Here is a 13543-nt window from a genome sequence, read left to right as displayed (position 1 = left end):
TTTCAACCGAATACAAAGATTCAAGGAGGTGGTCGGCAACACTCTATCTACAAATTTAAGTATCTCATAAAAATAGATACTCTTGGGTTTATAGGTACATCCCGTCCCTAAAAAACCTAACTTAATCATACGAGGAGGTGTAATCGTATGGAATTTCTTTTGCAAATTTTGTTGGAAATTACAAAAACTATAGCTAGAGAAGGTATAGTTTTTGGATTTAAGAAATTAACGGCAAAAAAGCGCAAAAAGAAGACCACCCGTCTGCCTGCGAAGCGTGGGAAGTCTTCTAAGCGCAAATAAGCTTTAGTTGCAACCTTCCACCTTGCGGTAATTAGTTGCAGTGACGGGGTGTTGGAAGCACCTCGTCTACTTCATTTTATGCAAAACTTAGTTAGTTTATACTTCTATTTATAGTATAACAGTTTAGAAATGTATTTGTTAATAGTTTTATTTTTACTTTTACTTTTACTTTGTATAGTAGGGAAGTAGGTTAGTTTTGTCGGTAAGTCGATATATCTAGAAAATCGCTGATATAATTCGAGTTGCGCTGATATATTCAAAAAATCGCTGATATAATTTGAGTTGCACCGATATATTCAAAAAATCGCCGATATAATTTCATATACCGCTAAAACACCTCAAAAAAAACGATCCACACAATTTCAATTACCGAAAAACTCTCCCAGAAAAGAAAAAAAGACGCCACATAGCGTCTTTCCTACGAACGAAACGGAAATACAAGAATAATCGTCGTTCCTTTTCCGAGTGCACTATCAACGGAAATTGTCCCGTTATGAGCATGAACGAGCTGTTTTGTAATGGCTAGGCCAAGTCCAGTTCCGATGTTGCTTTCTTCTGTGTTTGTTCCGCGGTAATATCGTTCAAATAGAAGTTCTTTCGTTTTTTCATCCATTCCTTTTCCGTCATCTGAAATGGAGAGTGTAAAGGAATTAGCGTTTTGTGATAATTTTACGATGACAGTAGTTGTTTCGTTATTATGTTTTACAGCATTTACTAGTAAGTTTTCGATAATACGCTGGAACCATTTTTCTTCAATGAAATATTGAATTTTATTTGAGCTCGGTACGAATTCAATATTTTGATTTTGGAGTGTTGGATTGTTAATAAATTGCAATAACACTTTTTGAACGAACTGATTGATTTCAACGTTTACGTGTTGGGCAGGAAGGCTGTTATTTTTTAATTGATACGTTAAGCTTAAATCATCAATTAATGTCGTCATATATTGAGATTTCTCTTTCATAACACTACCAAATTGCTGAATATCACGATCAGTCCAGTTATATTGATTCGATTCGAGTAATAATGCGTAGCCATATATAGAGCTAAGTGGTGTTTTTAAATCATGCGTTAGACCGGTAATCCATTCTTCTCGTGTTTGCTGAAGTACTTGCCTCATCGCATCATTTTTTTTGAGTGTAATAGAAAGGTGTTCTAGTGAACTTGTTACATCTCTAAACAAACGGAATGACCATTTTTCTTTACCAGATCGCCGGAACCTGACAGGTTTTCCTTTTTTACTAATAGGTTCTTCATACTTTCCACCAGCAATATTTTTAAGCCAGCGCATCGCATGTAATAACGGTTTCCCGAATTTATTACCGTACCAAATAGAAAGAATGACTAAATAAACAAATACGATAAGAAGGATTAATCCGCATCCGATGAGAAACTTCTTAGTAAATACATCTTCAATTTCGTCATCTGGATAGTAGTGCTCATTTTTTGCAGTTACAACGAGAAGGTTGCCACTATTTGCATCGTAAAAGCTAGACGTGTTTTCTTTATGATTCCACGGTTCTTTTTCATTAAGGGCAATTTGTATTGCTGAAAATGTTTTTTTCTTTCCAGTTGGATAGGAAAAAACCTCTTTGCCATTTTGATTAAATATTTGAATTGTTGCTTTTTCTTTAGACAGTAACTGTTTTTCTTGATCTGTTAATGTGAACGAATCCGTCGTTAAAGAGGAGTGCTCCTTTTGAATTGCTGTCAGTAACGCATTGCTTTTTAACATACCACCATAAATAACAAGTACTTTCTTTTCTTCTAATTCAATTTCCCAATATGTAAATTTATAATTACTTTCGATATGATGTTGTATATATGCGACTAAAGATGTCTTTGTATAAGTATTCGGAACATCATTTGGTGTATTAAAGTGGTAGAGGATTTTTCCGTTTTCATCTACAACTTGGAGCCAATCATTTTTCTCCTTAATTAAATCTTGCACTTCAGATTGTAACGAAATATGCCCATCTTCTGAAGAGATGTATCTTGAAATTGTAAAACTATCAGAATCTGGAATGTTAGGTTCGTATAAAGTACTAGTAAGAAGAAAAATTAAATAAGTAAAAGCAGCAACTACAGCGATAAGTAATGTAACTAAAACAAAAACGTGTTGCATGATAAATTGAATAATAAGTCGTTTATTAAAATTCATATCGTCACCCTACTTTGTAACGAACTTATAACCAAGCCCGCGAACGGTTTTTATATATTCTGGTTTACTTGGATCGTGTTCAATTTTTTCACGTAGTTTTCGAATGTGGACCATAACAGTGTTGTCATCGCCATTATAGGCAGGTGCTCCCCAAACTTTTTCATATATTTCCTCTTTCGAAAATACGTAGTTCGGATTCTCGCAAAAGAAGAGTAGTAGTTGAAAGAGTTGAGCAGAACATTCGACAATGTGCCCATCTACTGTTAGTTCTGCAGAGTGCTGATCAATTTCAAATCTTCCAAATGAAATTGAGTGTGGTTTTTGTTCGTGTGGTACGGTTTGTTTCATATGTCTCCGAAGCTGTGCTTTCATACGTGCTACTACTTCTAATGGATTAAATGGTTTCGTAATATAATCATCTGCACCGTATGAAAATCCGGATATTTTATCTAAATCAGATGCTTTTGCTGATAGGAAGAAAATTGGACAATCTGTTTGTTGGCGAATGATTGGACAAATATCAAAACCAGATTGTCCAGGAAGCATTACATCTAAAATAATTAAATCGTAATTGTTTTGCTTAATTAGAGATAAAGCTATTTCAGCTGATGTTGCAGTTGTAATATGAGAAAAGCCTTCTTTTTCAAGAATGGTAGTTAGTAATTGTAAAATTGCTGTTTCATCATCAACGAGTAAAATATTTGCTTGGTACATAAATATCCCTCCTAATTTTCTCGAATATCATATCATCATTTTGTAACTTATGGAATTTTTAAGGAAATTTTAAGGTTTTCTTTCGCAAAAAATTAAGAATCAAATGATATGATAAAAGTAACATAGGGGAGGAGATGAGTGTGAACCCGTTTCAAGTGATGCGAGCTAGATATTTTTTAATTGTATTTGCACTATTAATTTTAATAGCGAGAAGTAGTGGCGATTTGCTAACAAGTATATTTCATATACAAAATTCTTCTTTTATAAATATCCTTATATTCTATATCCTTCCGATCGTATGGATTTCTTATGAGTATAGAAAGCACCACATTTCATTTTCATTATTTGTTAATAAAAATGAAACATTTAACTTGGTACAAGTTTTATACATTACGGTTATGTTATGCATGTTTAGTTACGGGTATCTTATTTTGTATATGTATAGTTTTGCATGGATTACACCGGACTTTATTATGAACGCCCTGCATGAACCGATTATAGATAGTACTGGGGGATATGTATATCAAGTCATTATGGTTGTATTCATCGCACCAATTATCGGGGAGTTTGTTTTTCGCGGATTTTTACTTCAACGCTTTGCAACAAAATGGGGAACGAGCATAGCAATCATCGCTGTAGCAATATTGTTTGCGTTGTTACATGTTGATTTCCTCGGTGCAGCCATATTCAGCATCGTACTGTCAATCGTATATATTCGTACGAAAAGTTTACTCATGCCAATTGCAATACATATGTTAAACAATGCATTTGTAATAGGTGCGTCTTTTCTAATAAGTAGAGAAAAAATTATGAGTTTTGCCGATTTCTCAAATTATACGACATTCTTTCCTGGACTTATTATTTTTATAACAGGATTAAACTTAGTACTTATCTTTTTATTTGTTAATCGTAAATATTGGAGTAAAGAAGTGCCAGTTATATATGCAGAGCAGGAAAAGAGCTTTTCAGATGTAGTCGGGAATAAATGAGATGAAGAAGACGGTTGAAAAAATATTAAAAGCCATTATAGATGCTACGTCTATTACAGATATGTGTGATAAAAGCGTTTTTCATTGGCTTCAACCGGTAGTAGATACGATTGTGTTTCCAGAGTATTACTTATTTTCTAGTACTCATTTAAAAGGAAATATTATTTCTCTTCTTATTGTGTTCGGGGTTTTACTAATATTTGGTCTAATTGTAGAAGAAATGATGAAGCGCATCTTCAGAAAGAATGAAGAGAAGTATATGTGGATTCATAAAGTATTCGAGAAAGTAATGGTGGCTTTCCTTTTGTTTTATGGTATAAAAACAATCATTTACTTTATAGCTTTGAAACATCATTAATTCGAAATTTGAAAGGGGTGTATAAAATTATATGAATGAAATGATATCATCAAATAAGTTTTTTTATTTGATTTTACTTAGTCTAGTGTTAATAACGACAGTGAATGTTATTTTGCGCTGGGAGGAAGCTTATTTTTTCATGTATTTAGCGCTCCATTTGTTGGGGATTTTATGTATAAGTGGTGGAGTCGTTACTGAAAAAAAGAATGAAGAAAGCGTTAACTATATGTGTGTGATCGGTCTTGTTTTACTTTTAGCTGTACAGGGTATTATGAAATATAGTTCTTTCTCTTTACAAGATTTTAGTTTATTAATAGATGTACTTCCTTAAAGAGGTTTTTTATGTTATCTAAAAAGCAAGTAGGGTACGTGTGTTGGTTTGTACGTGCGATCTTTATTCCGGATTATGAACTAAAGAAAGTGTTTAAAGATAGGGAAAACTCTTCTTATGTAGAAGAGTTTTTTTATGTAAATAAAAGGATCTCGAGCAATTCGCATAATAAGCTTGTTCTAATTTAGCGTGTACGAACTTACAATAATAATAGACAGGCAGCATAGAGGAGGGAATAGCGTGAGGAAGGTTATTGGTTGGTCGCTTTTTTTGTACGTTGGATTTGCGTTACTTATATATTGGTATTTATTTGGATGGAATCATGAACTTATTCCGGACATGTATAAGGGAACGAGTGCAGATCCAGAAACGTTTATGAGTGCGAGAGAGCTTACGCTAAGCCAAGATTATTCGCGCGTGAAAAATTTACTATACTTTTTAGCGACGCCTCTTGAATGGATTATTTTATTATTTGTACTTGTGCTAGGTATTTCAAGAAAGTTTGAGAAATGGTCGAAGGAAACGACTAAAATAAGTGTTTTGCAAGTTGCGATTTATTTCTTTTATTTATCATTACTGACAACAGTGCTTGCCTTACCGATGCAATGGATTGGCCGGAAAGTGTCCGTTGATTACGGCATTTCAACGCAAAGCACACAAAGCTGGATAAAAGATCATGTTATCGGTTTTTGGGAAAGTTATGCGACTATGTTAATCGTAGTTACCGTTCTATTATGGCTTATCCGTAAATTTCCGAAGAGATGGTGGCTAGCAGGGTGGGCGCTCTCTGTTCCATTTACAATCTTTTTAACATTCATACAGCCTGTCGTTATTGATCCACTGTATAACGACTTCTCGACGCTGAAAAATAAAGAATTAGAAACGAAAATTTTAGCGATAGCAGACAAAGCGGACATTCCTGCTAAACACGTATATGAAGTAAATATGTCAGAAAAAACGAATGCATTAAATGCTTACGTAACAGGAAGTGGCCCTAACGCCCGTATTGTAATGTGGGATACAACGCTTAAGCAGTTAAAAGATAAAGAGATTTTATTTATCATGGCCCATGAAATGGGGCATTATGTTATGAAGCATATATATTTTGGCGTTGCAAGTTATGTATTGCTATCGTTTATAGGTATGTTTTTAATTAGTCGTATTATAAATATGTGTATTCGCAAATGGGGAGATACATTGCAAATTTCAAAAGTAGCATGTTTCTCCATTTTACCTTTATTTTTCTTAATTTCTTCTGTACTCTCTTTTGCAGCACAACCAGCAACAAACTACGTTTCACGTATAGAAGAAAGAGCGGCAGATCAATATGCTTTAAATATGACGAAGGATGGGAAATCTGGTGTGAAAACTTTTCAATATTTATCAAAAACAAGTTTAAGCCAAGTAAATCCGCCTGCGTTAGTGAAATTTTTCTTATACACGCACCCGCCAATTTTTGAAAGAATTCATGCGTTTGAACAATATGAGAAACAAAGAAAAAAGGAGTAGCTATTATGCTACTTTTTTTTATAGAGATATAAGTTTCATATTGGGAATATTTATCATTGCTTTTTATTGCGATTTTGTAAATAATAAGCTATAAAATTCTAAAAATCTATATATAAAGGAATAAAGGTGAAAAAATGTATTTTTTACAAAATTTAAAAGTGAAATATAAATTATTAGCGCTTATTTCATTAGCAGTTTTAGGTATGATAATTATGAGCAGTGTAGCAATTAATTCTATTAATAAGATTAAGCACGATACAGAGGTTGTAGTAGATGATTATCAATATTCTGCAATTTTATTAGAAGGAATGCTTCGCACACAAAATTCACTAGAATATAACTTATTAGAGTTAATTACGGCATCACAAAATGAAGTGGCAAATAAAGAGGGAATAATTAATAATATTGAAAAGGATCTTAAAAAATATGATTCTTTATTAAAAGAATATGATGATGGTTTTAATTTAAGTAAGCAAGAGGATGAACTGTTTCAGAAGATGAAGAAATCTTTACCAAGTTATAAAGATACATATAAGAAATTATTTGAAAAGGCGAAGGCAACAAACGAGCCGCAAATGGTAAATGAATTTCAGAAGGAATTAAAACCGAAGGGAATAGAGTTAGCTGGTTATGCAGTGGATCTAGAATCGTATGTTTCAAATTTAGCTGACCAAGTATTTAAAGATTCGCAAAAAATGATTGATCGTTCCGTTATTACCTTTATCATTCTTGTAGTAGTTACTACAATCGTTATATGTATAGTAAGTTATATTATTAGCAAGCTTATAGTTGCTCCTTTACAAACGGTTAGTCGTATGATGGAAAGAGCGAAAGAAGGAGATTTAACTGTACATGGTGATTATACTGCTAAGGATGAATTAGGTGTATTAGTAAGTAATTTTAATGAGATGATTGCAGGGCTAAGAACAAATATGCAAGAAGTAGAGAATAATATTCAGCTTCTATTCCAATATGCAGACGGAGTAGCATCTGCGTCAGAAGTATCTAGTAGTGCAGCAAAAAAAATCACTATGGATATTGAAGAAGTCGCAAATGGTGCAGAGAGTCAAATGCAAGCAATGGAACAAACTGCGGGTGCGATGGAAGAGTTGACACAAGGAATGCAGAGTATAGTCAATACATCATCCTCTGTAAATGAATTATCTGCTCAATCAGCATTAGATGCAGAGAGTGGTAACAAATTAATGAAACAAATGATTCAACAGATGGATACAATCCAAAATTCGGTACATAGCGGTGTGAAACAAGTAGAGACTATGAAAGAACAATCAGAAGAAATTGTTAAAATCATTGATGTAATGCAAGGTATTACCTCTCAGATTAACTTATTAGCATTAAACGCCGCAATTGAGGCTGCACGTGCTGGTGAAAGTGGTAGAGGATTTGCAATTGTGGCAGATGAAGTGCGGAAATTAGCAGAACAATCTAGTGATTCTGCAAAACAAATTGAGAATCTTATTACTCAAGTTATGGGAACAACGAACCATACGGTACATATGATGGGGAAAGTAGATAATGAGGTACAGGCAGGTACACAAGTAGTAATGCACACAGAAAAAGTATTTGGAACAATTACAGAAAAAGTACAACAAGTATCTGAGCAAATTCAAACGGTATCTATGTCTACAGATGAAATTGCAGCGAGTAGTGAGGAAATCTCGGCTTCTGCAGAAGACATGGCTCAAATTTCCCAAAGATCATCTGACCGAACTGATAGGGTAAAAGAGTCTATTCAACAGCAAGAAAAATCTGTTCAAGAGATTTCGGTTTCAATTGAACATATGCATAACGCAGCAGGAAAATTAAAACAAATAGTTGCCCAATTTACTCTTCAAAAGTAGTAGCATATTTGAGTGTTAATAAATATAAAAAAAGCATCCTCTTTTAATAAAAAAGGATGCTTTTTTTATTGCTACTATTCATAGACTTCGGGCATTTTCAAGGCGATGATTTATACATACTAGATTTGTATATTACTTGTTTTTTGACAGTGTAAGAGGTTTATCGACGAGAATTATTTCTGTATTAGTGTTTTTAGATCCTGCTGTTGCCAAACTATTAGACCGGATTTAGATGCAAGTAATAAGGATTATCCTTATATTTGTAGGGATGGCACTAACTTTTCGCAAGGGAAGAGAAGGCGAGTTATCAGTGAAGGGGAATGCTAACTCTGAAATATAAATCATGAATATAGTAACCTCCATTAGGTATTTCCTTTACGCGCCAATAAAGGGAAGTTGTAAAGTGAAAAGGAGTTTATAAAGAGATTGTAGAATGTTTTAGTACATAACACCTTAGAGGTGACAACTTCCTTTTTGAAAAAGAAAGAAGGAGGCATAAAGCAGAAAGGAAGTGGAAATATTTCTTCTAGAAGATTTGCATTTTATCTTACATTCACCAAAAAAGAGTACTCCTGAAACAATGAAATTCATTTTATTTGAATGAAATAGGGAGAGAGGATAATGAAGAAAAAAATATTGGGTGTAATGATGATTGCGACAATGGCAGGAGGTATATTTGCAGGGACGAATGTGACGCCTGTAAAAGCGGAAGAGTATCCACAAATGATTGTGTTTGAAGATGTTCCATACGGATTTTGGGCATATGATGCTATTATGGATTTAGCATATCATAAAATTATATTAGGGTATGGAAACGGGAAGTATGGTGTTGGTGATCTTATAACACGTGAACAAGTAGCTGGGACTATTTACAGAACACTTGAGATAAAAGAAGAAGGATCAGTAGCGAATCCATATAAAGATGTTTCTGATAGTACAACAACTTTTAAAAAGGAAATTTTGGCGTTAACAAAACGTGGTGTTTTTACAGGGGATGGCCAAGGGAATTTTAGGCCGAAAGCACCAATCTCTAGAGCGGAAATGGCTGTCATTTTAAAACGAGCATTTAATTTTGAAACGAAACAAAAACATACATTTAAAGATATTCCAAAAGGCCACTGGGCAGAAGATGCAATTAGTGCGCTACAATCTAATAATGTTGTAAGAGGAACTGGGAATGGCATGTATGAATTAAATCGCCCTGTACCTAGAGAACAATATGCTCAGTTTATTAATAATGCGATTATTAATTATCATTTGAAAGAGGATTGGAAATAGAGTGAAATATGAAAGCACAAATAGAAATATTTGTGCTTTTTTGTTTGTTTAAAAAAGAATTATTATTCGTTTATTTGTATTTTTAATGTTATACATAAGCTTTATAATCAACCCCATAAAAAAGACATGATGTGTAATATGATTCACAAAACCGTCACGAAATGTGTCGAAAAATATATTGTCACTATACCATTTATTCTGTATATTTTTAAAAAAACATATACATATTGGGGAGATAATTTGATGAGCAAAAAATTATTAAAAACAGCTACAGCATTAACAATTATGGGTGGGGTGTTATTCTCAGCAGAGAGTAACAGTGTAAAAGCGGAAAGTGCACCGTTGCAAAAAACAAATACAATTGTATTTAAAGATGTACCAAAAGGACATTGGGCATATGAGGCAATTCATGAATTAGCGGAACAAGAAATTATTTTGGGATATGGCGATGGAATATTCGGTTTTGGGGATAATGTAACACGTGAGCAAGTTGCAGCTTTAATTTACCGTGTGTTTGATATGGAAGAACAAGATGAATATGAAAACCCATATGGAGATATTGATGAAAATTCAACAAGCTTTATCGAGGAGATATTGGCTTTAACGGAAATGGGAATTTTCCAGGGAGACGAGAATGGAAACTTTAGACCGAAGGCGACGTTAACGCGTGCGGAAATGGCACAAGTTCTTACGAATGCTTTTGACTTACAGGCCAAGGGATCTCATAACTTTAATGATGTTTCAGCAAATTCATGGGCAACGAATGCAATTAGTGCAGTACAAACAAATGGTATTACAATGGGAATCGGAGAAGGTAAATTCGGTCCGTCTATGAAGGTAACGAGAGAACAATACGCACAGTTTTTACATAGAGCAATATTGCATGATATGGAACAAGGGCAGTAATAAAGTTTAACTAGTCAAAGTGAAATTTAAAAATAATACAAAAAGGTCGTTGTTGTATAACAGCGGCCTTTTTTGTATGAAATAAAGCACGAAAGAATGGCGTTTTGAAAAAAAATGAAATGAATTTTCGAAAAAAACTTCCTTTTCCGAAGATTTGTTATATAATATAAAACATGAAATCAAATCTGTTATAAAACAGTTTAAGAAGGGGATGCTAATATGTCGACGCAAACTTCACGGGTTACACTCGTTGGAGAAATGTTACCAGCGTACAACGAAATATTGACACCTGAGGTGCTTAGTTTTTTGAAGGAACTACATGAGAATTTCAATGAGCGCCGCATAGAACTTTTACAAAAACGTGTAGAAAAACAAAAGAGAATTGATGCAGGGGAGTTTCCGAAGTTTCTAGAAGAAACAAAACACATACGTGAAGCGGATTGGACAATTGCCAAGCTGCCAAAAGACTTAGAGGATCGCCGCGTAGAGATTACTGGACCGGTAGATAGAAAGATGGTCATTAACGCTTTAAATTCAGGAGCGCATCTTTTTATGGCGGATTTTGAAGATTCGAATTCACCAACTTGGGAAAATGCAGTTGAAGGTCAAATCAACTTACGAGATGCAGTAAAGGGAACGATTTCACATGAAAATGATAAAGGGAAAGAATATAGATTAAATGAGAAAACAGCTGTACTCATTGTACGTCCAAGAGGATGGCATTTAGAGGAAAAGCATATGCAAGTTGATGGGAAAAATATGTCGGGTAGCTTAGTAGATTTCGGCTTGTACTTTTTCCATAATGCGAAAGCTCTTTTAGCAAAAGGGAGCGGTCCATACTTTTACTTACCGAAAATGGAAAGTTATTTAGAAGCGAGATTATGGAATGATGTATTCGTATTTGCTCAAAAATATATCGGCATTCCAAATGGAACGATTAAAGCAACTGTGTTACTGGAAACGATTCACGCTTCGTTTGAAATGGATGAAATTTTGTATGAGCTAAAAGATCATTCTGCTGGCTTAAACTGCGGAAGATGGGATTATATTTTTAGCTTTTTAAAGAGTTTCCGTAATCATAATAAATTCTTACTACCAGATAGAGCACAAGTCACGATGACGGCGCCATTTATGCGTTCGTATTCTTTGAAAGTAATTCAAACATGTCACCGCCGTAATGCACCAGCAATTGGAGGAATGGCGGCACAAATTCCGATTAAAAATAATCCAGAAGCAAATGAAGCAGCTTTTGAAAAAGTGCGTGCTGATAAGGAGCGCGAAGCTTTAGACGGTCATGATGGGACTTGGGTTGCCCACCCTGGACTTGTACCGGTTGCAATGGAAGTATTTAATCACATTATGAAAACACCGAATCAAATTTTTAGAAAACGTGAAGAAATATGTGTAACAGAAAACGATTTACTAGATGTACCAGTGGGAACGATTACAGAAGAGGGCCTTCGCATGAATATTAGCGTAGGTATTCAATATATTGCATCTTGGTTAAGCGGACGGGGAGCAGCACCCATTTATAACTTAATGGAAGATGCGGCAACTGCTGAAATTTCAAGAGCACAAGTATGGCAATGGATTCGTCATGAAGGTGGAAAACTAAATGATGGTCGTAATATTACGTTTGAATTAATGGAAGAGCTAAAAGAAGAAGAATTAGCAAAAATAGAAAGAGAGATTGGTAAGGAAGCCTTTAAGAAAGGGAGATTCCAAGAGGCGACAACTTTGTTTACAAATCTCGTTCGAAATGATGAATTCGTACCATTTTTAACATTACCGGGTTATGAAATTTTATAAAAAATGAAAAGGGGATGGAACAAATGAAAAACGAAAGAATCGAGAAATTACAAGAAAACTGGGAATTAGATGAGCGTTGGAAAGGAATCACACGTCCATATTCGGCAGAAGATGTAATTCGCCTGCGCGGATCGATTGATATTGAACATACATTAGCGCGCCGCGGTGCGGAGAAGCTTTGGACATCGCTTCATACAGAAGACTATATTAACGCACTTGGCGCATTAACAGGAAACCAAGCGATGCAACAAGTAAAAGCTGGGTTAAAAGCGATTTACTTAAGTGGTTGGCAAGTAGCAGCTGATGCAAACCTTTCTGGACATATGTATCCAGACCAAAGTTTATATCCAGCGAACAGCGTACCTGCTGTAGTGAAACGAATTAATCAAACGCTTCAACGTGCGGATCAAATTCAGCATATGGAAGGAAGCGATGATACAGACTATTTCGTACCGATTGTAGCAGATGCAGAAGCTGGATTTGGCGGACAATTAAACGTATTCGAACTGATGAAAGGTATGATTGAAGCAGGTGCATCAGGTGTGCATTTTGAAGATCAATTATCTTCAGAGAAAAAATGTGGCCATTTAGGCGGAAAAGTACTACTACCAACGCAAACAGCAGTACGCAATTTAATTTCTGCACGTCTTGCAGCAGATGTAATGGGAGTGCCGACAATTATCGTTGCAAGAACAGATGCGGATGCAGCTGATTTAATTACGAGCGATATCGATCCTGTTGATAAAGCATTTATTACAGGAGAAAGAACACCAGAAGGATTTTACCGTACGAATGCAGGTCTTGATCAAGCAATTGCGCGTGGTTTAGCGTATGCACCGTATGCAGACCTCGTTTGGTGTGAAACGTCGGAACCAAATTTAGAAGATGCAAAACGATTTGCGGAGGCAATTCATAAGGAGCATCCAGGAAAGCTACTTGCATATAACTGTTCACCTTCATTCAACTGGAAACAAAAACTAGATGAAAAAACAATTGCGAGCTTCCAAAAGGAAATCGCATCTTACGGTTATAAGTTCCAATTCGTAACGCTTGCTGGATTCCATTCATTAAATTACGGTATGTTTGAACTAGCACGTGGCTATAAAGAGCGCGGCATGGCAGCATACTCTGAACTACAACAAGCAGAATTCGCAGCTGAAAAACACGGCTACTCTGCAACACGTCACCAACGCGAAGTAGGAACAGGTTACTTTGATGAAGTGGCACAAGTGATTACAGGCGGAACTTCATCAACGACAGCGTTAAAAGGGTCTACGGAAGAAGCACAGTTTACGAAATAAAAGGAAGGGGCACCTTTTTGAAAGG

Annotated in this window: 12 protein-coding genes and 2 pseudogenes; 12 read left to right on the top strand and 2 right to left on the bottom strand. The window is 35.1% G+C overall.

All coding sequences use genetic code 11. From position 1 onward, the window contains the following. The first annotated feature begins 147 nt into the window (after positions 1-147). Positions 148-300, top strand: coding sequence for a hypothetical protein (locus CQ064_RS33325; RefSeq protein WP_000394943.1), 153 nt, complete (start codon positions 148-150; stop codon positions 298-300). Positions 301-718: 418 nt separating this feature from the next. On the opposite strand, the gene CQ064_RS03830 is transcribed toward CQ064_RS33325, so the two are convergent. Both CQ064_RS03830 and CQ064_RS03825 read right to left on the bottom strand, forming a co-directional pair. Beyond that, the gene (locus tag CQ064_RS03830) at positions 719-2461 is read right to left on the bottom strand and encodes a sensor histidine kinase (protein ID WP_001010456.1); all 1743 of its coding nucleotides are present in this window, start codon (positions 2459-2461) and stop codon (positions 719-721) included. A gap of 9 nt (positions 2462-2470) precedes the next feature. Then, a complete protein-coding gene (locus CQ064_RS03825; RefSeq protein ID WP_000283855.1) occupies positions 2471-3175 on the bottom strand; it encodes a response regulator transcription factor in 705 nt (234 codons plus the stop codon). Between the two features lie 140 nt (positions 3176-3315). Here CQ064_RS03825 and CQ064_RS03820 point away from each other — a divergent pair, with 140 nt between their 5' ends. From CQ064_RS03820 to aceA, 11 genes and pseudogenes are all read left to right on the top strand, one after another. After that, positions 3316-4164 carry a CPBP family intramembrane glutamic endopeptidase gene (locus CQ064_RS03820; protein ID WP_001067980.1) on the top strand — a complete coding sequence of 283 codons (849 nt, stop codon included), beginning with the start codon at positions 3316-3318 and terminating at the stop codon, positions 4162-4164. Position 4165: 1 nt separating this feature from the next. Then, the gene (locus CQ064_RS03815) at positions 4166-4522 is read left to right on the top strand and encodes a hypothetical protein (RefSeq protein WP_000754327.1); all 357 of its coding nucleotides are present in this window, start codon (positions 4166-4168) and stop codon (positions 4520-4522) included. A 31-nt stretch (positions 4523-4553) separates the two neighbouring features. Continuing rightward, on the top strand, positions 4554-4853 hold the full coding sequence (locus tag CQ064_RS03810) for a DUF2101 family protein (protein WP_001004552.1): 300 nt from the start codon (positions 4554-4556) through the stop codon (positions 4851-4853). Between the two features lie 240 nt (positions 4854-5093). Then, a complete protein-coding gene (locus tag CQ064_RS03805) occupies positions 5094-6362 on the top strand; it encodes a M48 family metallopeptidase (protein ID WP_001233322.1) in 1269 nt (422 codons plus the stop codon). 134 nt (positions 6363-6496) lie between these two features. Then, positions 6497-7276 (top strand): annotated as a pseudogene (locus tag CQ064_RS34500) (MCP four helix bundle domain-containing protein); the annotation flags it as partial. Beyond that, positions 7271-8224, top strand: coding sequence for a methyl-accepting chemotaxis protein (locus CQ064_RS34495; RefSeq protein ID WP_404978304.1), 954 nt, complete (start codon positions 7271-7273; stop codon positions 8222-8224). The pseudogene CQ064_RS34500 and the gene CQ064_RS34495, both read left to right, overlap by 6 nt. Before the next feature lie 59 nt (positions 8225-8283). Then, positions 8284-8564: pseudogene (locus CQ064_RS33980) on the top strand (EamA family transporter); the annotation flags it as partial. Between the two features lie 281 nt (positions 8565-8845). Further along, positions 8846-9502 carry an S-layer homology domain-containing protein gene (locus tag CQ064_RS03790; protein WP_000727104.1) on the top strand — a complete coding sequence of 219 codons (657 nt, stop codon included), beginning with the start codon at positions 8846-8848 and terminating at the stop codon, positions 9500-9502. A 138-nt stretch (positions 9503-9640) separates the two neighbouring features. After that, positions 9641-10408: an S-layer homology domain-containing protein gene (locus CQ064_RS03785; RefSeq protein ID WP_113304420.1), complete on the top strand. Its 768-nt coding sequence runs from the start codon at positions 9641-9643 to the stop codon at positions 10406-10408. Between the two features lie 219 nt (positions 10409-10627). Further along, positions 10628-12217, top strand: coding sequence for a malate synthase A (aceB, locus tag CQ064_RS03780; RefSeq protein WP_000107344.1), 1590 nt, complete (start codon positions 10628-10630; stop codon positions 12215-12217). Positions 12218-12240: 23 nt separating this feature from the next. After that, positions 12241-13518 (top strand): isocitrate lyase, encoded by a 1278-nt coding sequence (gene aceA / locus CQ064_RS03775; protein WP_000787341.1) that lies wholly within the window; start codon positions 12241-12243, stop codon positions 13516-13518. Positions 13519-13543 lie beyond the last annotated feature (25 nt).

The sequence above is a fragment of the Bacillus sp. MYb78 genome (genome assembly GCF_002975115.1).
Classification (GTDB): Bacteria; Bacillota; Bacilli; order Bacillales; family Bacillaceae_G; genus Bacillus_A; species Bacillus_A cereus.
This window is presented reverse-complemented; position numbering and strand designations above follow the sequence as displayed.